Here is a 23,283-nt window from a genome sequence, read left to right as displayed (position 1 = left end):
GGTCAGGCCGAGACGGCCGCGGTCTTGTCGCGCCTGGGTGTGTTCTCGGCGACGGCCGCCGCGTTCCGCGAACCGAAGAAGCGGTCCAGGGCGACGGTGCCCGGGCCGGTGAAGACCAGCAGCAGGAACGCCCAGCAGAACATCGCCGCGCCCTCGCCGCCGTTCTGGAGCGGCAGGAACGCCTCGGGCTGGTGCACCTTGAAGTACGCGTAGGCCATCGACCCCGAGGCGAGGAAGGCTGCGACGCGGGTGCCCAGGCCCAGGGCGACCAGGGACCCGCAGACCAGTTGGATCAGCGCGGCGTACCAGCCGGGCCAGGCGCCGGTCTCCGCCTGGTTGCCGCCGAGTACCCCGAAGAGCGTGGCGGCGCCGTGGGCGGCGAAGAGCAGGCCGACGACGAAGCGGAAGAGGCTGAGGACGTAGGGCTGGGCCTGGTTCAAGCGGATGAGCATGGGGGGTGGGCTCCTTCGGTCGTGGTGGGGACGTGAACCGATTGAGCGACAAAGGTTAGGGAGACCTCATCAATACTTGCAACTTCAACATTCTATCGAGTGGCTGAAAATCACCCCCTAATCAGAGGTGAGTGAACGCTCAAGAACCGCTTCGAGCTGGGCTCCCTGCCTGCTCGCCCTGGCCTGGACCAATGTCAGCGCAGACTTCCGGCCATGCAAGGTGAGCGTCATGAGTTGGTTGCCGAACCAGGGGCCGCCCGCCTTGTTCCAGATCACCGGCGACGCGCCCGTACGGCCGTGCCGGGACAGCAGTCGGCCGATCCGCCGGCCCGCCCGGCTCCAGCCGAAACGGAAACCCGCTCGGATCGGCCGGGGGATCGAGTTGTGCACGGGGGAGCAGGTCAGCTGGAGGACATGGGCGATCGGGGCGCCCCCGGGGCCAGGACCGGAGTCGGTTCCGGGGCGGGAACCGGGTCCGGGATCGGACTTCGGCCACCGCGGCTCGGCGATGTAGGCGTGGTGCACATCGCCCGAGAGGACGCAGACCGTCGCCGGGGCCTCCGGGCCGCTCCCCGCTTCCCGCAGCAGCTCCGTGAACCGGTCGAAGGATTCCGGGAAGGCGGCCCAATGTTCCAGGTCGGAGGCGCGGCGCAGCTTCTCGCCGAAGCGTGCCCAGCGTGGCCCGCGTACGCCCGCGCACAGGGCCGCGTTCCAGCGCTCCGCGTCATGGACGAGCGGGGGCAGCAGCCACGGCAGGGAGCTGCCGATGAGGAGATGATCGTAGGAAGAGGGGTCGTCCAGGACCGCGTCCCGCAGCCAGTCGGCCTCCTCGGCGTCGAGCATCGCCCGCTCCTTCTCGGCCAGGACGCGGGCCGCGCGGGTGTCGACCATCACCAGCCGTACTCGGCCGAAAACACGCCGGTAGCTCCACCGGGTACGGGCGGGGTCCGCGTCGGTCTCGGCGGCGAAGCGGCGCAGCGTCTCGGTGCCGTCGGGCGATGCTCTGACCGCCGCGTACACGGGGTCGGCGGCCAGTTCGGCGGGGGAGAGATTGCCCAGGTGCTGGTGGACCCAGTACGACATCAGCCCGCTGACGATCCGCTCGTGCCACCAGGGTGTGGCGCGCATGTCCCGCTGCCAGGCGGCACTGGTGTTCCAGTCGTCGATGACGTCGTGATCGTCGAAGATCATGCAACTGGGGACCGTGGAGAGCAGCCAGCGGACCTCCGGATCGCGCCACGATTCGTCGTAGAGGTAGGTGTACTCCTCGTAGTCCGCGATCTCCGTGCCCGGCGCCTCGCCCAGGTCCCGGCGGGCGGCGAGTCTGCGCCGGGTCGTCGCGGAGGTCTCGTCCGCGTACACCTGGTCGCCGAGGAGCAGCAGGACGTCGGGCCGCTCGGCCGCCGGATCCGCGGCGAGGCGGGCGGCCAGGGTCACCAGGGCGTCCGGCCCCACGGGGTCGTGCCCGCCGCCGGGGGCGGCCGCCCACCGGCACGACCCGAACGAGATCCGCACCCCGTCCGGCTCCGCCCCGGCGTCGCCCGCGGTCGCCGCGGACGGCGTGGTGATGGTGCTCGGCGGGAGGCGGGCGTCGTCGGGCGGCCAGACGCGCCGGGATCCGATCAGCACCTCGTAGGCCGTGGTGGAACCGGGGGTCAGCCCCTCTACGACGACCAGGGCGTAGTGGTGCCCGGCCACCGAGAAGGTGGGCGACGCCCCCGAGGCGCCGTCCGCGCACCGGACCTCCACGGTGCACGGACGGCTCGCCTCGACCCAGACGGTGGCGGTGGCCCCCGACTCCCAGTCGACGTACCGCAGCAGTGGTCCCAGGCGCAGCCCGGCCATGTGATATCTCCTCGCGACGCCGTCACGGATGGGGTCCGTAACGTACAGAACGCGGGGGGAAGGTGCACGGGTTCCGGCGGTCGGGGGCCGTGCCGCGGGTCGGGGAATCAGCGGCCGTGCGCGGTGATCAGCGGCCGTGCGCGGTGGTTGGCGGGCCTGTGTGGGGGTCAGCGGCCGTGCGCGGTGGTTGGCGGGCGTGTGCGGTGGTCAGTGGTCGCGTGCGGTGGTCAGCAGCCGTTCAGGGCGGACTGCAGGGCGCTCTTCTCGGCGGAGTCCACGGTCAGGTTGTAGTGCTTCTTGACGTGGACCCAGGCGCGGACGTAGGTGCACTTGTACGAGGAGCGCGGCGGCATCCATTCGGCCGGGTCCTTGTCGCCCTTGGACTGGTTCACGTTGTCGGTGACCGCGATGAGCTGGGGGCGCGTCAGGTCGTTGGCGAACGACTGGCGCTGGGCGGTGGTCCAGCCGCTCGCGCCGGAGCGCCAGGCCTCGGCGAGCGGGACCATGTGGTCGATGTCCACGTCGGACGCGGCGCTCCAGGTGGCACCGTCGTAGGTCGAGTACCAACTGCCGCTGACCGCGGCGCAGGAGGAGTTCTGCTGGACGTTCGTGCCGTCACGCTTGAGGACGACCTCGCGGGTGTTGCAGGCTCCCGACTGGGTGCTCCAGTGGGGGAACTTGTCGCGGCTGTAGCCGCTGGACGAGCCCTCCGCGCCGACGGTGAGCTGGCCGAGGTAGGTGCGTGCGGTCGCCGCGCTGACCGGGGTGGGCATGGCGGCCTGCGCGCTCGGGGCGGTGAACAGGGCGGACGTGGCGGCGAGCGCGGCGGTTGCGGCGACGACGGAGAGGCGACGCGCGTAGACACCGGACATGCGAACTCCCTTGAAGTGGGGGGTGCTTGGGCGGGCGTGCGAGGGCCCGGCCATCGTGGCGACGCCAGGTTTCCGTGGGGTGGGCGTCAGGTAACAGAGTGACGACATGTGCACGTCACATCAAGGGGTGTGCGAGGGGAGTGACGGATCGCGGGAGCGCGCGGAACCGTCACGGCCGGTTGGTCCGGGTGGTGTTGGGTCTCCGCCGGGGGCTCGGGGGCGCGCGCGTTGCCGGGCGCGCCCCCGGGAGCGGCCCTGGGTGCGGCCCTATCGTTGCCGGGTGCTGCTTCCGGTCTCCCTCACCCTCGGTGTCGTGCTCGCCGTCCTGCTGGTCCTCGCCGCCGCCGTCGCCGCGTGGGCCTCGCTGGGCCGGTCGCGCGAGATCCTCGTCGCCGGGGTGCGGGCGGCCGTCCAACTCGCCGCCGTGTCCCTGCTCATCGGCTGGGTGGTCCGCTCCCTGGCGCCGCTTCTCGGCTTCGTGGCGCTGATGTTCGCCGTGGCCGTGTGGACCGCGGGGCGCCGGATCACCGGCAACCGCACCTGGCGCTGGGCGGCCGTGCCGATCGGGGCGGGCGTGCTGCCCGTGGTGGGGGTGCTGCTGCTGACGGGGCTCGTGCCGGTCCGGGGCTTGGCGCTCATCCCGGTGGCGGGCATCCTCATCGGCGGGGCGCTCACCGCGACGGTGCTCGGTGGGCGGCGCGCGCTGGACGAACTCGCCGGCCGGCGCGGGGAGGTGGAGGCGGCCATGGCGCTCGGGCTGCTCGACCGGGACGCCAGGCTGGAGATCGTGCGGCCCGCGGCGTCGGACGCGTTGCTGCCCGGGCTCGACCAGACCCGGACGGTCGGGCTCGTCACCCTGCCGGGGGCGTTCGTGGGCATACTGCTGGGCGGCGACTCACCCGTGGAGGCGGGCGCCGTGCAGCTGTTCGTCCTGGTGGCGCTGATGGCGGTTCAGGTGGTCGCCGTCGCGGCGGTCCTGGAACTGGTCGCGCGCGGGCTGTTGCACCGGGAGTGAGCCCCGCTTCGGAGCGAGGGAGTGCGGGCCGGGTGCGGGCCAGGGGCGCGGGCCGCGGGCCGGGGGTGCGGCTCAGGCCTCGTCGATGTGCAGGCGGATCGAGCCGTCCTCGGCCGCCTCCACGCGTACCCGCGTCAGATCCTCGACATGGGCGTCCGGCGCGAGGGCCGCGGCGCGCGGGCCGACGCCCACGACGCGCATCCCCGCCGCCCGGCCGGCCGCGATGCCCGCCTCGGAGTCCTCGAACACGATGCAGTCCGCCGCGTCGAAGCCCAGCTCCGCCGCGCCCTTGAGGAAACCCTCGGGGTCCGGCTTGCTGGCGCCGACCTGCTCGGCGGTGACGCGGACGGCGGGCATCGGCAGCGCGGCTGCATCCATCCGGGCTGTCGCGAGTGCGGTGTCGGCGGAGGTGACCAGCGCGTGCGGCAGCTCGGCGATCGCGGCCATGAACGCGGGCGCCCCGCCGATCGGCACGACGCCCTCGACGTCGGCGGTCTCCTCGGCCAGCATCACCCGGTTGTCCGCGTAGTTCTCCTCCACCGGGCGGTCCGGGAGCAGGACGGCCATCGTGGCGTACCCCTGACGGCCGTGGACCACCTTCAGTGCGGCCTCGGGGTCCAGCCCGTGTTCGACTGCCCAGCGCCGCCAGCAGCGCTCCACCACCGCGTCGGAGTTCACGAGGGTGCCGTCCATGTCCAGCAGGAGGGCTCGTGCGGTGAGGACGGTGGGAGGCATCGGCTGCTCCAGAACGCGGGGGAGGTGTGTGCGAACAGCCCGGGTGCGCGTGCCGCGGGGCGTGACGTACACGGGCTGCGAAGGGTGCGCGGTACGAGGTGTGCGGTACCACGCGCGGCAACCAGAGCAACCCCCGCCCGCCGGTCAGGGAGTGCGGGCGGGAGCTACTTTGTTCCATCACGATACAAAAACCCGGGCCGGAACGCCAATCCCCCGGCGCGGCGGGCTGGCTCAGTGGCGCCGGGGTCCGCTCGTCTCCGCCTCCAGCGCGCTCCGGGTGCTCGGCCCGTACACGCCCGTCGGATCGCTCCCGATCGACTTGTACGACTGGTAGAACGCTACGGAGTGCGCCACCTGGTCGGTGTAGCTGCCGTCAACCGGCCCCGGGTAGAGCCATCTGCCGATGCTCTGGAGCCGGTTCTGCAACTCGGCGACCTCCGGGCCGCGGTCGCCGGGCCGTAGCGAAGAGCTGGCCAGCCCCGGGGGCGGAACGGAGGGCGGTGCGCTGACCGTCGGCGTGGGCGACGCGCTCGCCTTCGGCGACGCTGACGCGGTGGCGGCCGGGGAGGGCTCCCGGCTCTTCGTCGGCGAGGCGGACGCGGACGGTGGTGCGGACGGTGATGCGGACGGGGTGGCCGAGGGGGACTGCGTGCGGGGTGACGTGGCCGACGCGGAGGGGGAGGGGGCCACCGAAGCGGCCGGTTCGTCCTCGGTGTCCGGGACGCTCGTGGTGGCCTCCGGCAGCGCCTCGTCCCCGCTGTCGCCGCCGCCGAACAGCCCGCCGGCGAAGGCCGCCGTGCCGACCACCGCGGCCACGGCCGCCCCCACGGCGAGCGCCCCGAGGGGGCGCCTGCGGCGCGGTCGCACGGGGTCGGGGGCGAAGACGGGGGCCGCGGTCCGTCTCCGGCTTCCGTCCGGCGCGGCGCCACTGCCGTCCGGCACGGAGCCCATGCCCATGCCCGTGCCCGTGCCCGTGTCCATGCCCGTGCCCATGCCGCCGTTCAGGCCGTCGCCGCCCAGGAACAGCGGCATGGTGCTCGCCGCCGCACCCGGATCGATCGCGGCCCCTGCGGCCCCCGTCGCGGTCCCCTCCGCGTCGGGTGCCGACGGACCGGTCCCGGCGGCCGAGCCCTCCCACGTACGGGAGGCCGCGTCGTCCCGTATCCCGGAGGGCCGCGCCCCGTCCCACGTACCGCCGGCCGTGCCCTCCCACGTACGGGAAGCTGCGTCGTCCCACGTACCGGTGGCCGGGTGCTCCCGCGTACCAGTGGCCGCGCCCTCCCCTGTACCGGACCCGGAACGAGGTCCCCCGGCCTCGCCCCCGTCCGCCCCGGCGAGGTCCGTCAGCGTCACGTACGGCCGGATGCGCAGCGGATCGAAGTCCTCGGCGGCGGCGATCTCCGCCGTACGGGCGGCGCGCTGTTCGTCCTCCGTGAGCTGCCGCGACGGCGCGCCGGCGCCGCACCGGCACGGCACCCGGTGCTCCGTGCCGGGCTGCCCGGCCGTCTGTCTCCCGCACTCCGGGCATGCGTGTCCGGTCATGGTGGGTCCCCTCCCCTTGAGCTGCCTGCGATTATGCAGCCCGCTCCGGGGAAGCCCAACGGCCCGCTGGAGCCCGACGCGCCCCCGGCAGGCCATAACAGGGCGAAACGTCCAGGATGGGGGTGTAGTGGATCAGTGGACGCAGCGGATCGAGGAGACGCCCATGGCCCGGCAGCTGAGCCCGTCACCCCCGGCGCCCGGTGAGGGGCAGTCCCACCGGAGCGTCCTGGTGGCGATCGGTGCGCTACTCCTCGGCATGCTCCTCGCGGCACTCGATCAGACCATCGTCTCCACGGCGCTCCCGACGATCGTCAGTGAGCTCGGCGGCCTCGACCACCTGTCCTGGGTGGTGACCGCCTACCTGCTGGCGGCCACCGCGGCGACCCCGCTGTGGGGCAAGCTCGGTGACCAGTACGGCCGCAAGAAGCTCTTCCAGACCGCGATCGTGATCTTCCTGATCGGCTCCGCCCTCTGCGGGGTCGCCCAGAACATGCCCCAGCTGATCGGCTTCCGGGCCCTCCAGGGGCTCGGCGGCGGCGGGCTCATGGTGCTGTCGATGGCCATCGTCGGCGACCTCGTCACACCGCGCGAACGCGGCAAGTACCAAGGGCTCTTCGGCGCGGTCTTCGGCGTGACGAGTGTCCTCGGGCCCCTCCTCGGCGGCTTCTTCACCGAACACCTCAGCTGGCGCTGGGTCTTCTACATCAACCTGCCGATCGGCGTCGTCGCGCTGGTCGTCATCGCGGCCGTCCTGCACATCCCGGTCCGCCGCGAGAAGCACACCATCGACTACCTCGGCACCTTCCTCATCGCGGCCGTCGCCACCGCCCTGGTGCTCGTCGCCTCCCTCGGCGGTACGACCTGGGCCTGGAGTTCTCCGCAGATCATCGGGCTCGCGGTGCTCGCCGTCGTGCTGCTCGTGGCCTTCATCGCCGCCGAGCGGCGCGCGGTCGAACCCGTACTGCCGCTGAAACTCTTCCGGATCAGGACCTTCGCCCTCGTCGCCGTGATCAGCTTCGTCATCGGCTTCGCCATGTTCGGCGCGATGACCTACCTGCCGACCTTCCTCCAGGTGGTCCACGACATCACCCCGACGATGTCCGGCGTGCACATGCTTCCGATGGTGTTCGGCCTGCTGATCACCTCGACCGGCTCCGGCCAGATCGTCAGCCGCACCGGCCGCTGGAAGGTCTTCCCCATCCTGGGCACCGCCATCACCGCCGTCGGGCTGCTGCTGCTCCACCAGCTCGACGAGAACAGCTCAACCTGGTTGATGAGCGCCTTCTTCTTCGTCTTCGGCGCCGGTCTCGGCCTGGTGATGCAGGTCCTCGTCCTGGTCGCCCAGAACTCCGTCTCCTACCGGGATCTCGGTGTCGCCACCTCCGGCGTGACGTTCTTCCGGTCCATCGGCTCCGCGTTCGGCGTGGCCATCTTCGGGACCATCTTCGCCAACCGGCTGACCGGGCAGCTCACGGACGCGCTCACCGGGCAGCCGCTGCCGCCGGGTGTCGACGCGGGGCGGCTGGCCGCCGACCCCCGGGCCATCGGGCAGCTCCCGCCCGATCTGCGGCCCTCCGTCCTCGGCGCGTACTCCACCTCCATCACGGACGTCTTCCTGTACGCCGTCCCCGTGGTCCTCCTGGCCTTCGTCCTCGCCTGGTTCCTCCGTGAGGACAAGCTCCGGGGCTCGGTGACCGCCCCCGACACCAGTCAGACGCTCGCCTCCAACCCCGTCGAGCGCTCCTCGTACGACGAGTGCGCCCGCGCCCTCTCGGTGCTCGCGACCCGGGAGGGCCGCCGTGAGATCTACGAGAGGATCACCGCGCGGGCGGGGTACGACCTGCTGCCCGCCGCCAGTTGGCTGCTCCTGCGGATCAAGCGGCACGGCACCGTCGAACCCGCCCGGCTCGCCGAGACGGCGCCCGTGCCCCTGCACGTGATCACCGATGCGGCCCGGCAGGTCGAGGAACGCGGACTGGCCCGCCGGGAGGGCCTCCAGATGATCCTCACCGACACCGGGGCCGAGGCCGTCGTCCGGCTCTCGCAGGCCCGCGAGGACTCCCTCGCCGAACTCCTCGGCGACTGGTGGGGCCCCGAGCGCCCCACCGACCTCGTCAGACTCGTCAGCGAACTGACCGCCGAGGTCACCGGCTCGACCAGGGAGCGCCCCCACACCCCGCAGCCGCCCCGCGACCACGAGGCCCATCTGCGCCACGACGAGCGCGAGGCCAACGAACGGCGCTTCGACGAGCGCGAGGGCCACGACCGGCGGCCCGACGGCCGTGACTGACGAGCGCGGCCACCGCCCCCCGCCCGCCTGAGCATGTGACGCATCCGCATCCGCATCCGCATCCGGGCCCGGGCCCGGGCCCGGATGCGGCCGTCACAGCTCCTTGGCGAACCAGTGCTGCGCGTACTGATTGCGGCGGTGGAACGCCGGCACTTCCCGGTATCCGTGCTTCGTGTACAGCCCGCGCGCCTCGACCAGGTCGTTGCGGGTGTCGAGCCGCAGCAGCCGTACGCCGTAGGCCCTCGCCTCCTCCTCCACCGCGGCCAGCAGCAGCCCGCCGCCGCCCGTGCCCCGGAACGCCGGGCGCACGTACACGCGCGTCAGCTCCGCCGTGCCCGGACCGGCGGACTCCGTCAGCACCAGCCCGGCGCAGCCGGCCGCCTTGCTCCCGTACCGGCCGACGACGAACTGCCCGGTCGGCGGTTCGAGCAGGTCGGCCCCGTCGCCGTCGAGCCCGTCGTCGATCTCCTCGGCGGTGGCGGGCCGCTGCCAGTAACGGCTGGCGACCTCGTCGTAGTAGTCACGGCGCAGGGCGCTCGCGTCGGGGGAGTCGAATGGTTCGGCGGCCACGGTCCAGGTCATGTGGGGCATTCTTGCTGCCGCACGGCCGAACGACGACGCAATTGACCTGTAGGGGGCAGTAATGACGGACGTGTCCGCGACCGACGCCATGACCGGCACCGACACCGGCACCGGCACCGACGCCATGACCGGCACCGCGACCGCGATCGACGCCGTGACCACGACCCGAGCCGTCCAGCGCCTCGCCGAGCGCTGGATACGGGACGGCATGGCCGCGGGAAAGGGTCCCGGCGGTACGGGGGCGGGGACGGGCGCCGGCTTCGTGTGCTCGCCCGCCGGGCTCTGGCTCGCCCTGGCCGCCGTGGCCGCCGGTGCGCGTGGCGCGACCGCGGCCGAGCTGCGGGCGCTCCTCGGCACCGCGGACCGGGAGGCCGCGCCGGCCGTCACGGAGCTGGCCCGCGCGCTGGCCCGGACCGGAGCGCTGGGTGTGGCCACCCGGGTCTGGGGGCGGGTGCCCGTCCTCCCCGCGTTCCAGGAGGCGCTGCCGGACGTCCGCTTCGATCCGGTGGACGTGGCGGCCGTCGACGCCTGGGTCCGCGAGGCCACCGGAGGGCTGATCGAGCGGCTGCCGCTGGAGATCACCGACGAGACCCTCCTCGCACTGGTCAACGTCCTGGCGCTGAAGGCCCGCTGGGAGAAGCCGTTCGAGGCCCGGCGGACCCAGGACCTGCCGTTCACCGACGCGGCGGGGACGGTGGGTCGGGTGCCGACCATGGCCAAGGACGTGCCGCCGACCGACGCCTGGACGGCCGGCGGGGCCTACGTCGTCGAGCTGCGCTGCGCGACCGAACCGGGCGGCGGCCCCGGGGCCCGGGTCCGCCTCGTCCTGGGCGAGCCGGGGGCCGGGGCCGGCCGGGTACTGCCCGTGGGCTGTGCGCCCCGGGCCGCGGGCGTCCCGCTGGACACCGACCGGGTGACCATCGGGCTGCCCCGGCTCACCCTGCGGACGCGGGTGCCCGTCACCGGGCAGCTGGCCTCCCTCGGCGTCCGGCTGGCCCTGACGGACGCCGCGGACTTCTCCGGTCTCTCACACGAACCCCTCGCCATCTCCGACGTGGTCCAGGAGGCCGTGCTGAAGATCGCCGAGGACGGCGTGGAGGCCGCGGCCGTGACGGTGGTCGCGATGCGGGCGGCGGGCGCCGCCCCCCGGCCCCAGCGGGTGCACCACATCGCCTTCGACCGCCCCTTCGGCATCGTCGTGCTGGCCGGGACCGAGGACACCCCGCTGTTCACCGCGTGGCAGGCCCAGGCCCCCGCCGACCCGAACGCCTGAGACCTGTCAGCGGCCCCCGTCATCCCCACGGACGACTTCTTCCGGACCGAAGCAGGATGACAGTCAGGCAAAGAGGGGGTTGATTGTGTCTACCTCGTAGGGCAATGCGAGGCTTCATCCGGCATGCCCCCACTCGAAGGGGCGATGCATGGAACGGTGGGAGGGTCGGCGCAGCGTGGTGAATGCGGATCACAGTGTGCGCGGTGACGCGGCGACGGACACGGGAGGCAGAACCGGGCTGGTCCGGGCCCTGCTCTGGCTGGTCGTGGCCGTGCTGGCGGTACGGCAGGTGGCGGTGGTGCTCCGGCAGCCACCGGGGGAACGGCTCCTCGACCTGGAGACCTGGATCGGGGAGAACGGCGTCCTGCACGTGACGGGCTCGCTGTACGACAGCGGCCGGTTCACCGGCACGCCCTTCGCCGGGCTGGTCCTGAAACCTCTCACCGCGTCGGCCCAGGAGGCCCTGGGCGTGGCGTGGACGTTCGGGTCCCTGCTGCTCGTCGTCGCCCTCGGCGTCGTCGCGGCCCGGGCCCTGCCCTCGCCGGTGGGCCGCCGGACGGCCCTGCTCGCGGCCCCCGTCGCGATCAGCCTGCTCATGCTGTCGCTGCCGGTCCGCAACACCCTGCACCTGGGCCAGACCAGCATCCTGCCCGTCCTCCTGGTGCTCCTGGCCTGCTTCGTCGTCCGGGAGCACCGGGCGGCGGGCGTCCTCGTCGGTCTCGCCGCCGCCTTCCAGCCGGTGCTGCTGCTCTTCGCCGCCCTGCTCTGGCTGACCGGCAGACGGCAGGCGTCGCTGAGCGCGGGCGTGACCTTCGCCCTCGCCACGGCCGCCGCCTGGGCGGCGGCGCCGAAGGACTCGTGGACGTACTGGGTGCACCATCTCGCGGGCGCCGGACTGGGGGAGCGGCCGGACAGCCTCGCCAACCAGTCCCTGCACGGGGCGCTGCTCAGGCTCGGCCTCGAAGGCCCCGTGGAGATCGCCCTGTTCCTGGTTCTCTCCGCCGCCGTCGTGGTTGTCGGACTGCGGCGCGCGGTGCGGTACGCGCAGGACGGGCAGTTGCTTCTGGCGGTGGCCGTGACCGGCTGTGTTGTGGTCGCCGTCTCGCCGACCGCCTGGCAGCACCAGCTGCTCTGGGTGCTCCTCGCGGTCGTCGGCAAGGTCGGCAAGCGGGCCTCCGACCGGCTGGTCTGGCCGGCCGTGGTGCTGCTGGTCGTCACCCTCCCGGGCACGATGCTGCTGCCGAACATCGAGGCGCTCTTCCCGGTCCGCGACAACGTGTTGCTCCTCGTGGCGCTCGGCGCGGCCTGCCTCGCCCCGTTCGTGCCCCGCACCTCGCCGTACTGGCAGCACCCGGTCCCCACCGACTACGCGAAACCGGTCGCGGCGCGCTGGAGACGCGTGCCGCTCCTGCCGTTCTGGCGCCGGGTCCTCACCCGCCCCAACCTGCTGCTGGAACTCCTGCTCATCCGGGTCGTCTACGACGCCTACGCCCAGGTCCGCCTCGCCGCCAGGGCGGGCCGCCCGCTCGCCGAGGAGCACGGCCGGCAGATCCACGCCATCGAGCAGTGGCTGCACATCGACATCGAGCACTGGGTCAACCACGCGGTCGTGCAGATCACCTGGCTGCGTGAGTTCTTCGACTACTACTACTCCACGTTCCACTTCATCGTCCCGCTGACGATCCTCGGTGTGCTGTACGCGCGCCGCCCCGCCGACTACCGCTGGGTCCGCTCGTCCATCGGCTTCGCCACGCTGCTCGCGCTCGTCGGCTTCTGGCTCTACCCCCTGGCCCCGCCCCGGCTCATGCCCGGCCTCGGCTTCATCGACACCGTCCACGGGGTGCAGGACTTCGCGAAGCCCGACTACGGGACGCTGACCACCGTCACCAACCAGTACGCGGCGATGCCGTCGCTGCACTTCGGCTGGTCGCTGTGGTGCGGGGTGGTCATCGTGATGCTGGCCCCGAGGCTCTGGATGAAGGCGCTCGGCCTGCTGCACCCGCTCTTCACGATCGCCGCGATCGTGGCCACCGCCAACCACTGGGTGCTCGACGCGGCCGGCGGCGCACTCGTCGTGGCGATGGGCTTCGGGCTGACGTATCTGCTGTCGGGGCCGCGGAAGCTCGTGACCGGGCAGGAGGAGGTGACCGGGACGGCGACGGGACCGGGGGAGCCACCGGCGGCCGAGGCCTCCGCGACCTCCGCGACCTCCGACACCTCCGCGACCTCCGACACCTCCGAGACCTCCAAGGCGTCCGAGGCGTCCGCGGCCACGGAATCCGCCGAAGGCTCGGAATCGGCCGGACCCGCCCTCGTACCGGAGCATGAACCCGCCGAAAAAGTCGGCGGCAAGTAGGCAAGTAGGCAAGTAGGCAGGTAGGTAGGCAAGTAGCAGCAGGCCGAAGGGGTGCCGGGACGGTTTCAGCCGTTCCGGCACCCCTTCGGCATGGATTGCCGTGTACGTCCCGCCACCCTGGCGCCGGGCCCGGACGGCGCCGCGCGCCGGTGTCAGGTGGCCGCGACCGTCGTCACCTGGAGCTGCTTGATCCCGTTGAGCCAGGCCGAACGCAGCCGCCGCGGGTCCTCCAGGAGCCGCAGGTCGGGCAGTACGTCGGCGATGGCGTTGAAGATGAGGTCGATCTCCATCACCGCCAGCGACTTGCCCAGGCAGAAATGCGGGCCGCCGCCCCCGAATCCGAGGTGCGGGTTGGGGTCGCGGGCGATGTCGAAGGACTCCGGTCCGTCGAACACCTCGGGGTCGTTGTTGGCCGAGGAGTAGAACAGCCCCACCCGCTCGCCCTTCCTGATCCGCTGACCGCCCAGTTCCAGGTCCTGGGTGGCGGTCCGCTGGAAGGAGACGACCGGCGTCGCCCAGCGCACGATCTCCTCGGCCGTGGTCTTCGGGCGCTCCCGCTTGTAGAGCTCCCACTGTTCGGGGTGGGTGAGGAAGGCGTGCATGCCGTGACTGATCGCGTTGCGGGTCGTCTCGTTGCCGGCCACCGCGAGCAGGATCACGAAGAACCCGAACTCGTCCGAGGACAGGTTCCCCTGCCCCTCCGCCGCGACGAGTTGGCTCACGATGTCCTGGGCCGGGCACTCCTTGCGGGCCGCCGCCAGGTTCATCGAGTACGCCACGATCTCCATCGCCGCCTCGGCGCCGACCTCCTCGGTGATCGCGTACTCCGGATCGTCGTACGCGGCCATCTTGTTGGACCAGTCGAAGATCTTCGAACGGTCCTCCTGCGGTACGCCGATGAGCTCGGCGATGGCCTGGAGCGGGAGCTCCACCGCGATGTTGGTCACGAAGTCGAAGGAGCCATCGGCGTCGGCGGACGCCAGGGCGGTCTCGACGATGGAGCGGGCCCTGGAGCGCAGGGCGGTCTCCAGGGAGCGCACCGCGCGCGGGGTGAAGCCGCGCTGGACGATCTGGCGGACCCGGGTGTGCTCCGGCGGGTCCATGTTCAGCATGATCAGCTTCTGGACGTCGATCTGGTCGCGGCTGATCGTCTCGTTGAAGCGGATGACGGCGGTGTTGGTGTTCGAGGAGAACAACTCGGGATGCGTGGAGACGTACTTGACGTCCGCGTGACGGGTTACGGCCCAGTACCCCTCGTCGCCGAACCCGGAGATGTTGCGGGGCTGGGTGCACCACCAGACCGGTGCGGTCTCCCGCATCATCGCGAACTCCGGGTGTGGCACACGGGCTTGGAGGAGGTCGGGGTCGGTGAAGTCGAACCCGTCGGGCAGATGGGGGCAGCGCATGGGCACCTCTCCACTCCGGAACAGCCGGCGAACCGTCCGTCGGCCGCGACTGTCTGACGCTCCATCAGAAGTTGCCCGCAAGGTAGTAACGAGTTCTACAAGTGGCAAGAGCCGTGGCCGGATCTCTTGCCCCGACGGTCGGTGCCGGCCGCCGCGCCGCCGGAGGGGCGCACGCGCAGGTGCGTGCACGCCCCTTGCGCAGCCGGGTCGCCGTCACGAGACTGCTAGCAGAACTAGAACGCGTACTAGTTCCTTCCGTGGGCGCCGGGACGCCCCCTGCGGAAGCGCGAGGAGAGGACGAGCTCATGGCCGCGGAACCCGTCATCGTCGAAGCCGTACGCACTCCCATCGGCAGGCGCGGAGGCGCACTCGCCAATCTGCACCCCGCCTATCTGCTGGGCGAGACCTACCGAGAACTTCTCGGGCGCACCGGCATCCAGGCCGACTGCGTCGAACAGATCGTCGGCGGTACCGTCACGCACGCCGGTGAGCAGTCCATGAACCCGGCCCGCAACGCCTGGCTGACCGTGGGGCTGCCGTACGAGACCGCCGCCACCACCGTCGACTGCCAGTGCGGCTCCTCGCAGCAGGCCTCCCACATGGTCGCCAACATGGTGGCCGCCGGGGTCATCGACGTGGGCATCAGCTGCGGCGTCGAGGCGATGTCGCGGGTGCCGCTGGGCAGCGGCTCCAAGCACGGCCCGGGAAAGCCCTGGCCCGACGAGTGGAACATCGACCTCCCCAACCAGTTCGAGGCGGCCGAACGCATCGCCCGCAAGCGCGGCCTGACCCGGGAACGGGTCGACGCGCTCGGCCTGCTCTCCCAGCAGCGGGCGGCCGCCGCCTGGGCGGAGGAGCGCTTCAAACGCGAGACGTACGCCGTCCAGGTCCCGACCACCGAGGAGGAGCAGGCGGCCGGCCAGGGCATGTGGCGGCTCGTCGACCGGGACGAGGGGCTGCGCGACACCTCGATGGAGGCGCTCGCGGGGCTCAAGGCCGTCATGCCGAGTGCGATCCACACCGCCGGGAACTCCTCGCAGATATCGGACGGGGCCTGCGCGATCATGTGGTCCTCCAAGCGCATGGCCCGGGCCCTGAAGCTCAAGCCGCGGGCCCGGATCGTGGCCCAGGCCCTCGTCGGCTCCGACCCGCACTTCCATCTGGACGGCCCGATCGACGCGACCCGGGCGGTGCTCGGCAAGGCGGGCATGACGCTGCGGGACATCGACCTCGTCGAGATCAACGAGGCGTTCGCGTCGGTGGTGCTGAGCTGGGCGCAGGAGTTCGAGGCGGACCTCGACGGCCTGGAGAAGGTCAACGTCAACGGCGGCGCGATCGCGCTGGGCCACCCGGTCGGCGCGACGGGCGCCCGGCTGATCACCACGGCTCTGCACGAGCTGGAACGCCGCGACAAGGAGTTCGCGCTCATCACGATGTGCGCGGGAGGGGCCCTGGCGACGGGCACGATCATCCAGCGGCTGTGACCCCGTGAGGGCACGTCATGGCGAGCCCGGGGCAGTCCCCTCGGGCCGCTTCCCTGGCTGCTTCCCCGGCTGCTTTCCGGGCCGCTTACGTGCCTGCTTCCCGTGCTGCTTTCCGGGCCGCTTACCTGCCTGCTCCCCGGGCTGCTTCCCGGCCTCCTCCGGCTCCCCGAACACGGCGCGCGCGTCGAAGGCGGCGCGGCGGGTGGCCCGGCGCAGCGCCCTCAGCAGGGTCGGGCCGAGCGTCAGGGTCAGGACCACCGTCAGCACCGCCCGCCCCAGGTCCCAGCCCAGCGAGGTCGTGACGTAGTACGCGAGGAAGCGCGCCAGGTTCTCGCGCAGCGGGTCGTCCCCGTCGAACGAGATCCCCGAACCGAGCCCCGTGATGAGCGGCCAGCCCTGGAGGTTCATCACCACGCCGTACGCGAACGCCGCCGCGCACCCGTACGCCGCCAGCATCGCCTGCTCAACCCGCCCGCGCAGCCGGTCCGCTCCGGGCAGCAGCCCCGCGCCCATGGTGAACCAGCCCATCGACAGCATCTGGAACGGCATCCACGGGCCCACCCCGCCGGTCAGCAGCGCCGAGGCGAACATGGTCACCGAGCCGAGGACGAAGCCGAATCCGGGGCCCAGCACCCGCCCGCTCAGCACCATCAGGAAGAACATCGGCTCCAGGCCCGCCGTCCCGGCGCCGAGCGGGCGCAACGCCGCCCCGACCGCCGCCAGCACCCCGAGCATCGCGACGGCCTTCGCGTCCATGCCGGACTCGGAGATCGTCGCCACCACCACCGCGACGAGCAGCGGCAGCAGCGCCGCGAACAGCCAGGGTGCGTCCTGCGCGTGCGCCAGCCCGGACCCGGTGTCCGCCAGCAGCGGCCACCCGAAGGCGACCACACCGACGGCCCCGGTCAGCAACAGGACGGCGACCGACTTCGGCCCGAGCCGCACGGGCCGGGCCGCCCGCTCCCGGACGACGGCCTCCTTCTCGCTCATCCGCCCGCCTCCAGCGCGCCGCGCACCTGGGACACGGTCAGCCACCCCTGCGGGGCCAGGATCTTCGCCGTCTGCGGGGCGAACGCGGGCGAGGAGACCACCACGCGCCCGGTCGGGCCGTCCGCGACGACCTCCCCGTCGGCGAGGATCACCACCCGGTGCGCCAGCTCGGCCGCCAGCTCCACGTCGTGCGTCGCCAGGATGATCGCGTGCCCCTCGGCCGCCAGACCGCGCAGCACCCCGACGAGCCTGGCCTTCGCCGCGTAGTCCAGGCCCCGCGTCGGCTCGTCCAGCAGCAACAGCGGCGGGCGGCCCGTCAGCACCAGCGCCAGGGCCAGGGCGAGCCGCTGGCCCTCGGAGAGGTCCCGGGGGTGGATGTCGTCCCCGACGCCCGGCAGCAGCTCCGACACCAGCGCCCGGCAGGAACCCTCCGCCGCGCCCGCGTCCCGGTCGGCGGCGGCGCACTCGGCGGCCACCGTGTCCGCGTACAGCAGATCGCGCGGCTCCTGCGGTACGAGGCCGACCCGGCGCACCATCGCCCGCGGGTCCGTCCGGGCCGGGGCCAGGCCGCCGACGCGCACGGTGCCCGCGGTGGGCTCGATCATGCCGACGAGCGCGCCGAGCAGCGAGGACTTGCCGGCCCCGTTGCGGCCCATCAGGGCCACCGTCTCGCCCGGGGCCACGGTGAGCGTCACCCGTCGCAGCGCCTCGACCCGGCCGCGCCGCACCCCGAGCCCGTCGACCCGGGTGACCGGATCGGCGACCGGGGTGGCCGGGGCGGCGGCCCCACGCCCCAGGAGCCGGGCGAACCGGCCGGGCCGGGCGGCCTGCGCCACGGGCGGGGGCGCGACGGACCGACCGGACGGCGCCTCCGGGGGCACGGGCGGCGACGCCTCCGCCAGCCGCTCCCGCAGCCCGCCCGCCCCGCGCCGGGCGTCCCGTACCGACAGGGGCAGCGGGTCCCAGCCCGCGAGCAGTCCCAGCTCGGCCACCGGGGGCCGTACCGGCGACACCTTCATGATCTCGGCGGGCGGCCCCATCACGGGGGCGACGCCCGGGGCGGGCAGCAGGACGACCTGGTCCGCGTACTGCACCACGCGCTCCAGCCGGTGCTCGGCCATCAGCACGGTCGTGCCCAGGTCGTGCACCAGCCGCTGGAGCACCGCGAGGACCTCCTCGGCCGCCGCCGGGTCCAGCGCGGAGGTCGGCTCGTCCAGCACCAGCACCCTCGGGTGCGGGGTGAGCACCGAACCGATCGCCACCCGCTGCTGCTGGCCGCCCGACAGGGTCGCGATCGGCCGGTCGCGCAGCTCGGCCAGGCCCAGCAGATCGAGCGTCTCCTCGACCCGGCGGCGCATCACGTCGGGGGCGAGACCCAGCGACTCCATGCCGTACGCCAGCTCGTCCTCGACGGTGTCCGTGACGAAGTGGGCCAACGGGTCCTGGCCCACCGTGCCGACCAGATCGGCCAGTTCGCGGGGCTTGTGCGTACGGGTGTCCCGGCCGCCCACCGTGACCCGGCCCGACAGCAGCCCGCCCGTGAAGTGCGGGACGAGCCCGGAGACCGTACCCAGCAGAGTCGACTTGCCGACACCGGAGGGGCCGACGAGCAGGACGAGTTCACCCTCGGGGACCGTGAGGTCGACGTCGGACAGCGTGGGGTGCTCCGTGCCCTCGTACCGCACGGAGACCCGCTCGAACCTGATCACGCCTGCTCCTTGCCGATACGAGCCTGTTTCCCGGTCCCGTACGCGGACGGCCTCTCGTCCTCGTACGAGGACTGCTTCCCGGTCCTGTGCGCGGACGGCTCCCCGGTCCTGTGCGCGGACGGCTTTCCGCCCCCGTACGTGGACCGCGGCACGGGGGCGACCAGCGCGGGCAGCAGCCCGACCAGCACGGCCGCCGCGGGCCACAGCGGCAGCGCCGGCGCGACCAGCGGTACGACCCCGGGGCGCAGCGCTACCGGATCCACCGCGCCCGCCCAGATCATCGCCGCCGCGACCACCGCACCCGAGCCCGCCACCAGCCAGGCCCGAACGCCCCACCGGTCCGGCCGGTACCGGGTGCGCACCGAGCGCCGCCCCCCGAGCCGCAGCCCGGCCATCGCGATGACCAGACCGGCCAGCAGCAACGGCAGCCCGTACACCGCCCCCTGCGCGGCCAGCAGCCCGTACGTGCCGGCGCACACCCCGAGCAGCCCGCCCAGGGTGAGGACGTTCGTGGTGTGCCGGACGGCGGCCGGGACCTGCGCCGTACGCCCGTACCCGCGCGCGTCCATCGACGCGGCCACCGCCACCGACCGCTCCAGCGCCCCCTCCAGCACCGGCAGCCCGATCTGCGCCACGGCCCGCACACCTCCGGTCGGCCGCCCCCGCAGCCGGCGCGCGGTGCGCAGCCGGACCACATCGGCCACCATGTTCGGCGCGAACGTCATCGCGACCACGACGGCGACCCCCGCCTCGTACAGCGCACCCGGCAGCGACTTCAGCAGCCGCGCCGGGTTGGCCAGCGCGTTCGCCGCACCGACGCAGATCAGCAGCGCGGCCAGCTTCATCCCCTCGTACAGCGAGAAGACCAGCTGTTCGGCGGTGACCCGGCCACCGATCCGCACGCCCTGCGCCCAGTCGGGCAGCGGCAGTTCGGGGAGGACGAACACCGTGTGGGAGCCGGGGATCGACGAACCGAGGAAGACCGAGAACAGCAGCCGCACCGCCACCACGAACAGCCCGAGCTTGACGAACGCGCCGTAGGAGCGGGCCCACGGCGCATCCGTCCGCCGCGCCGCCACCACATACCCCGCCACCCCGACGAGCAGCCCCAGCAGCAGGGGGTTCGTCGTCCGGGACGCGGCGGTGGCCAGACCCAGCGCCCACAGCCACCACGCCCCGGCGGGCAGCGCGTTGCCGCGGTCCGCCTCGGGGGCGTGCAGGGCACGGCGCAGCAGCCGGGCCGGAGCCGGGGCGGGGGAGGCGGTCACCGGCGGCGGCGGGCCTGGACCACGGCGGCGACGCCCAGCAGCAGGATGGCGCCGATACCGACGAGGAGCCCGACGGACGGGCCGCCGGCGCCCTCCGGGGACCCGTCGCCCGAGTCGTCGGCGGACTTCGACGCGTCGCCCGTCCCCGCGGGGGCGGACGGCTCCGCGCTGCCGTCCTCACCGGACACCTGTTCGCCGCAGCCCGCCTCGGGGTAGCCCGAGATCGCGCAGAGCATGGCGCTGCTGTCGTACCGCAGCGGCTTCGCCACCGCGGCGAGCGCCTCCGCGCTGCTGGCGTCCGGTGCCACCTGCGCGCACGCCGTGCGCGGGGCGGGCGGCTTCTGCCCGTCGGGGGCGTCCGCCGCCGTACCGGGGTCGATCACCAGCGCCACCCGCTTCTGTCCGTCCTTCGCGGGAGTGCCCGCGCAGATCGCCCCGAAGTCGGGGGCGCGGCGCGGCTGTGCGGCATCGCCCGAGTCCTCGCTCACGGCGAACCGGAAGCCCTGGACCGCACCGTCGTCCGGGCGCAGCAGCGACGGCCCCTGGGTGGCGTACTCCCAGTTCTTGCCGTTGCCCTCCCAGAAGGACCAGTAGCGGTAACCGGAGGCCTCGGCGCTCCCCGCGCCGAGGAGGACGGCCGAGGCGGCGACCAGGGCGGCCAGCAGTGCGACGAGAGGATTCCGCAGCCGCGCGACGGCGGGATTTCGCAGCCGTGCGGTGGCGGGGTTGCGTCGTCGCGCCGGGACTGGCGTACGGCTCACGGCTGCTGCTTCTTCCGGCGCATGCTCAGTACGAAGCCGATGCCCGCCCCGGCGACGAGACCGATGCCGATCAGCCACCCCAGGCTCAGTCCGCTGTCGTCGCTGTCGGTGCCGCTGGAGGGCTGCGGGCCGGTCGGTGTGGGCGAGGGGAGGGCGGTGGCGGCCGGGGCGGGGCCCATCGTGTTGAGCTGCTTCACGAGGTTGACGCCGCCGAAGCTGCGGGCGTCCGCGCCGGTGGCGTGCGCCGCGAGGATCAGCTGTGCGGTGGCGGCCGGGCCGCCCTGCTTCGCCCAGTCGGTGGCGTTCTTCTGGAGCCAGGCGACGGAGGCCTCGGCCTTGTCCGTGTGCCCGGACGCGGCGAGCGCGACGACCGCGTCCGCGGTGTTGCCGTAGTCGGGCTGCGGCTCGGTGTTCTCGGCGCCCGGCATCGGGGCCTGCACCAGGTACGGCGACTTCTTCAAGGCGTCCGCGAGGAAGAAGGAGCCGTTCTGGGCGGTCTGCTCCGGGCTGAGGTCGTCGCCCTTCGTGCAGGAGGGGTCCTTGACCGCGTTGGACGTGCCGGAGGCGATGCCCTTGCCCATCAGGCCGAGCACCGAGGCCGCGGTGGCGTCCAGGTTGGCGGTCAGCTCGCCCTTCTTGCCCGGCTGGTACGCGAACGCGCCGCCGTCCTCGTCCCCGCAGGGGATGGCCAGCGACTGGAGCGCGGTGTACGGGGTGCTGCCGTCGGCGGTGGTGAGCTCGTTGACCGGGACACCGGTCCGGGCGAGCGCGCCGATCACGATGGACGTGGAGTTGGCGTCGGACGGGCTGCCGGGGTTGTAGCCCCAGCCGCCGTCCTCGTTCTGCACGGACTTCAGCCAGTCGGCCCCGTTGTTGGCGTCGTCGCGGCGCTGGTTGATCTCGACGAGGGCCTGCACGGCGACGGCGGTGGCATTGGTGTCCATCACCGTGGAGGCGTCACAGGGCTTGGAGGCGTCGCGGTACGAGGTGAACGCCCCGCTGTCGCACTGCTGGCCCACCAGCCAGTCGACGGCGGCGGTGGACGGCGTGACGTACTCGATCTTCTGCGCGAGGAAGGCCAGCGACTGCCGCCACACCCCGTCGTACGTGGGGTCCGTGGTGCCGTAGAGCCCGGCCGGCAGCTCCGCCGACGGGGAGGGACTCGGCGCGGCGACCGCTACAGGTGCGGCCGCGCCCAGGAGCACGGCGGTGGTCGCGAGCGCGGCTGCGCTGCGGCGTACGGTCATGGCTGGCTGGGCCTCTCCTGCGAGGGCCGGACTCCCCGGGCACACGAGGTCCCCGGGCTCCGGCCCCGTATGCCTCGACGGTGCCGGCCACCGGGGTTCCGGTGGCCCGAGCCGGTCACGCTCCGCGGCGGGCGGTCCGGCTGCCGTCGGGCGGACGGGTCACGGCTGGGGCACTGCGCCGGATGCGTACCGGCTTCCCCTGTACGGGCATGATGACGACCTGCCCACTCTACCGGTCCGCGGCCGGCGGCCGGGGGCGTGGCCGGGGGCGTGCGCCATGGCGGTGATCAGACGGCGGTGTACGTCGACGGGGGCGTGCGCCACGGCGGTGATCAGACGGCGGCGTCAGACGGCGGTGTACGTCACCGGGGGCCCGCCCGGTACGGCCTCCGCGCGGCCGAGCTTCACGAGCCGCCGCAGATGGGACTCGGCCTCGGAGACGGCGATGGACCGCGAGCCGTGCGGGATCTGCTCCCAGGGCCGGTTCCACTCCATCCGCTCCGCGACCTGCCACGGGGTGAGGGGCGTGGCGAGCAGTGCGAGGAGCCCGGTCAGCCGCTCCTCGTGGTGGTCCAGCAGCTCCCGCACCCGCCCGCCCGCGTCGGTGAACGCGTACTGGTGCGCGGGCAGCACCTCGGCGACCCCGAGGCGGCCGATCCGCTCCAGCGAGGCGAGGTAGTCGCCGAGGGGATCGGTGACCGTCGTGTCGTCGGGGTCCTCGTACAGCCCGATGTGCGGGCTGATCCCCGGCAGCAGATGGTCCCCCGAGAACAGCCGCCCCTGCCCCGGCAGGGCCGCCGGATGGAGCTCCTCCAGATGGAGGCAGACGTGCCCCGGGGTGTGTCCGGGCGTCCAGACGGCCCGCAGCCGCCGCCCGGCGAGGTCGAGCAGCTCGCCGGGCGCGATCTCCCGGTCGGGCAGGGCGGCGCGCAGCCCTGGCAGCGTCCCCGGCCGCCCTCCGCCGCGGGCGGCGCGCAACGGGGCGAGGTGTTCGTCCGGCGCGCCGACGGCGGCGAGCTTGCGGGTGAGGTAGTCGAGCCAGGTGCCGGGCTCGGATTCCCGGGTGCGCCGGACGATCGCGGTGTCGGCCTCGTGCATCGCGATCCAGGCCCCGGACGCCTCGCGCACCCGGCCGGAGAGACCGTGGTGGTCGGGGTGGTGGTGGGTGATGACGACGCCGTGGATGTCGGCGACGGTGGTGCCGAGGGCGGTCAGTCCGGCGGCCAGGGTCTCCCAGGACGCCGGGTCGTCCCAGCCGGTGTCGATGAGGACCGGCCCCCGGTCGGTGTCGACGAGGTGGACCAGGGTGTGGCCCAGCGGGTTGTCGGGGATGGGGACCTTGATGCTGTGGACGCCCCCGCCGTGGTCGGTCACCTGCGTCGCCTGCGTCATGGGCTCCCCCTCGCCGTATCGGCCTCCACTGTAACGAGAACTCGTTCCAGTGGTAGCCCGGGTC

The 23,283-nt window shown here is 73.2% G+C and carries 18 protein-coding genes; 5 read left to right on the top strand and 13 right to left on the bottom strand.

Annotation, left to right across the window (positions count from 1 at the left end):
• Positions 1 to 2 precede the first annotated feature (2 nt).
• The 3 genes from ACH4KB_RS06800 to ACH4KB_RS06790 form a co-directional block, all read right to left on the bottom strand.
• Positions 3 to 452, bottom strand: a complete 450-nt coding sequence (locus ACH4KB_RS06800; RefSeq protein WP_398064303.1) for a DoxX family protein — start codon at positions 450 to 452, stop codon at positions 3 to 5.
• A gap of 117 nt (positions 453 to 569) precedes the next feature.
• Positions 570 to 2,297 carry an alkaline phosphatase D family protein gene (locus ACH4KB_RS06795; protein ID WP_398064301.1) on the bottom strand — a complete coding sequence of 576 codons (1,728 nt, stop codon included), beginning with the start codon at positions 2,295 to 2,297 and terminating at the stop codon, positions 570 to 572.
• A 227-nt stretch (positions 2,298 to 2,524) separates the two neighbouring features.
• Positions 2,525 to 3,169 carry an HNH endonuclease family protein gene (locus ACH4KB_RS06790; RefSeq protein ID WP_398064298.1) on the bottom strand — a complete coding sequence of 215 codons (645 nt, stop codon included), beginning with the start codon at positions 3,167 to 3,169 and terminating at the stop codon, positions 2,525 to 2,527.
• Positions 3,170 to 3,449: 280 nt separating this feature from the next.
• Between ACH4KB_RS06790 and ACH4KB_RS06785 the strand changes: the two genes are divergently transcribed.
• The gene (locus tag ACH4KB_RS06785) at positions 3,450 to 4,184 is read left to right on the top strand and encodes an ABC transporter permease (protein WP_398064295.1); all 735 of its coding nucleotides are present in this window, start codon (positions 3,450 to 3,452) and stop codon (positions 4,182 to 4,184) included.
• Between the two features lie 72 nt (positions 4,185 to 4,256).
• Here the strand turns inward: ACH4KB_RS06785 and ACH4KB_RS06780 are convergent, their stop codons facing one another.
• Positions 4,257 to 4,919: an HAD-IA family hydrolase gene (locus ACH4KB_RS06780; RefSeq protein WP_398064293.1), complete on the bottom strand. Its 663-nt coding sequence runs from the start codon at positions 4,917 to 4,919 to the stop codon at positions 4,257 to 4,259.
• Positions 4,920 to 5,150: 231 nt separating this feature from the next.
• A complete protein-coding gene (locus ACH4KB_RS06775; protein WP_398064680.1) occupies positions 5,151 to 6,395 on the bottom strand; it encodes a peptidoglycan-binding protein in 1,245 nt (414 codons plus the stop codon).
• A gap of 229 nt (positions 6,396 to 6,624) precedes the next feature.
• On the opposite strand from ACH4KB_RS06775, the gene ACH4KB_RS06770 reads away from it, so the two are divergent.
• Entirely contained in the window at positions 6,625 to 8,751 is a 2,127-nt protein-coding gene (locus tag ACH4KB_RS06770) for a DHA2 family efflux MFS transporter permease subunit (RefSeq protein ID WP_398064678.1), read from the top strand.
• Between the two features lie 93 nt (positions 8,752 to 8,844).
• On the opposite strand, the gene ACH4KB_RS06765 is transcribed toward ACH4KB_RS06770, so the two are convergent.
• Entirely contained in the window at positions 8,845 to 9,333 is a 489-nt protein-coding gene (locus ACH4KB_RS06765) for a GNAT family N-acetyltransferase (protein ID WP_398064291.1), read from the bottom strand.
• Positions 9,334 to 9,457: 124 nt separating this feature from the next.
• On the opposite strand from ACH4KB_RS06765, the gene ACH4KB_RS06760 reads away from it, so the two are divergent.
• Complete coding sequence (locus ACH4KB_RS06760; protein WP_398064676.1) at positions 9,458 to 10,606, top strand: serpin family protein; 1,149 nt, start codon at positions 9,458 to 9,460, stop codon at positions 10,604 to 10,606.
• A gap of 148 nt (positions 10,607 to 10,754) precedes the next feature.
• Positions 10,755 to 12,962, top strand: a complete 2,208-nt coding sequence (locus ACH4KB_RS06755) for a bifunctional glycosyltransferase 87/phosphatase PAP2 family protein (RefSeq protein ID WP_398064289.1) — start codon at positions 10,755 to 10,757, stop codon at positions 12,960 to 12,962.
• A gap of 152 nt (positions 12,963 to 13,114) precedes the next feature.
• On the opposite strand, the gene ACH4KB_RS06750 is transcribed toward ACH4KB_RS06755, so the two are convergent.
• Entirely contained in the window at positions 13,115 to 14,368 is a 1,254-nt protein-coding gene (locus tag ACH4KB_RS06750; RefSeq protein WP_398064286.1) for a cytochrome P450, read from the bottom strand.
• Between the two features lie 305 nt (positions 14,369 to 14,673).
• Here ACH4KB_RS06750 and ACH4KB_RS06745 point away from each other — a divergent pair, with 305 nt between their 5' ends.
• The gene (locus tag ACH4KB_RS06745; protein WP_050357854.1) at positions 14,674 to 15,852 is read left to right on the top strand and encodes a steroid 3-ketoacyl-CoA thiolase; all 1,179 of its coding nucleotides are present in this window, start codon (positions 14,674 to 14,676) and stop codon (positions 15,850 to 15,852) included.
• 15 nt (positions 15,853 to 15,867) lie between these two features.
• Here the strand turns inward: ACH4KB_RS06745 and ACH4KB_RS06740 are convergent, their stop codons facing one another.
• From ACH4KB_RS06740 to ACH4KB_RS06715, 6 genes are all read right to left on the bottom strand, one after another.
• Entirely contained in the window at positions 15,868 to 16,842 is a 975-nt protein-coding gene (locus ACH4KB_RS06740; protein WP_398064283.1) for an ECF transporter S component, read from the bottom strand.
• The gene (locus ACH4KB_RS06735) at positions 16,839 to 18,551 is read right to left on the bottom strand and encodes an ATP-binding cassette domain-containing protein (RefSeq protein ID WP_398064281.1); all 1,713 of its coding nucleotides are present in this window, start codon (positions 18,549 to 18,551) and stop codon (positions 16,839 to 16,841) included. The genes ACH4KB_RS06740 and ACH4KB_RS06735 overlap by 4 nt, the downstream gene beginning before the upstream one ends.
• Positions 18,548 to 19,819, bottom strand: a complete 1,272-nt coding sequence (locus tag ACH4KB_RS06730; RefSeq protein ID WP_398064279.1) for an energy-coupling factor transporter transmembrane component T — start codon at positions 19,817 to 19,819, stop codon at positions 18,548 to 18,550. The genes ACH4KB_RS06735 and ACH4KB_RS06730 overlap by 4 nt, the downstream gene beginning before the upstream one ends.
• Positions 19,816 to 20,580, bottom strand: coding sequence for an SCO2322 family protein (locus ACH4KB_RS06725; RefSeq protein ID WP_398064277.1), 765 nt, complete (start codon positions 20,578 to 20,580; stop codon positions 19,816 to 19,818). The genes ACH4KB_RS06730 and ACH4KB_RS06725 overlap by 4 nt, the downstream gene beginning before the upstream one ends.
• On the bottom strand, positions 20,577 to 21,827 hold the full coding sequence (locus tag ACH4KB_RS06720) for a prenyltransferase/squalene oxidase repeat-containing protein (RefSeq protein WP_398064275.1): 1,251 nt from the start codon (positions 21,825 to 21,827) through the stop codon (positions 20,577 to 20,579). The genes ACH4KB_RS06725 and ACH4KB_RS06720 overlap by 4 nt, the downstream gene beginning before the upstream one ends.
• Positions 21,828 to 22,172: 345 nt before the next feature.
• On the bottom strand, positions 22,173 to 23,219 hold the full coding sequence (locus tag ACH4KB_RS06715; RefSeq protein ID WP_398064272.1) for an MBL fold metallo-hydrolase: 1,047 nt from the start codon (positions 23,217 to 23,219) through the stop codon (positions 22,173 to 22,175).
• Between the last annotated feature and the right edge of the window lie 64 nt (positions 23,220 to 23,283).

Source organism: Streptomyces sp. NPDC017520, from assembly GCF_044329855.1.
Taxonomy (GTDB): Bacteria; Actinomycetota; Actinomycetes; order Streptomycetales; family Streptomycetaceae; genus Streptomyces.
Note: the sequence above shows the minus strand (reverse complement) of the source record. Positions and strands in the feature narration are given on the sequence as shown.

What these genes read in the sequence shown, in the direction of transcription:
- ACH4KB_RS06800 (WP_398064303.1), bottom strand. Translation starts at nt 452, where the DNA reads ATGCTCATCCGCTTGAACCAGGCCCAGCCCTACGTCCTCAGCCTCTTC.
- ACH4KB_RS06755 (WP_398064289.1), top strand. Translation starts at nt 10,755, where the DNA reads ATGGAACGGTGGGAGGGTCGGCGCAGCGTGGTGAATGCGGATCACAGT.
- ACH4KB_RS06750 (WP_398064286.1), bottom strand. Translation starts at nt 14,368, where the DNA reads ATGCGCTGCCCCCATCTGCCCGACGGGTTCGACTTCACCGACCCCGAC.
- ACH4KB_RS06720 (WP_398064275.1), bottom strand. Translation starts at nt 21,827, where the DNA reads ATGACCGTACGCCGCAGCGCAGCCGCGCTCGCGACCACCGCCGTGCTC.
- ACH4KB_RS06780 (WP_398064293.1), bottom strand. Translation starts at nt 4,919, where the DNA reads ATGCCTCCCACCGTCCTCACCGCACGAGCCCTCCTGCTGGACATGGAC.
- ACH4KB_RS06740 (WP_398064283.1), bottom strand. Translation starts at nt 16,842, where the DNA reads ATGAGCGAGAAGGAGGCCGTCGTCCGGGAGCGGGCGGCCCGGCCCGTG.
- ACH4KB_RS06765 (WP_398064291.1), bottom strand. Translation starts at nt 9,333, where the DNA reads ATGACCTGGACCGTGGCCGCCGAACCATTCGACTCCCCCGACGCGAGC.
- ACH4KB_RS06760 (WP_398064676.1), top strand. Translation starts at nt 9,458, where the DNA reads ATGACCGGCACCGCGACCGCGATCGACGCCGTGACCACGACCCGAGCC.
- ACH4KB_RS06715 (WP_398064272.1), bottom strand. Translation starts at nt 23,219, where the DNA reads ATGACGCAGGCGACGCAGGTGACCGACCACGGCGGGGGCGTCCACAGC.
- ACH4KB_RS06795 (WP_398064301.1), bottom strand. Translation starts at nt 2,297, where the DNA reads ATGGCCGGGCTGCGCCTGGGACCACTGCTGCGGTACGTCGACTGGGAG.
- ACH4KB_RS06790 (WP_398064298.1), bottom strand. Translation starts at nt 3,169, where the DNA reads ATGTCCGGTGTCTACGCGCGTCGCCTCTCCGTCGTCGCCGCAACCGCC.
- ACH4KB_RS06770 (WP_398064678.1), top strand. Translation starts at nt 6,625, where the DNA reads ATGGCCCGGCAGCTGAGCCCGTCACCCCCGGCGCCCGGTGAGGGGCAG.
- ACH4KB_RS06745 (WP_050357854.1), top strand. Translation starts at nt 14,674, where the DNA reads ATGGCCGCGGAACCCGTCATCGTCGAAGCCGTACGCACTCCCATCGGC.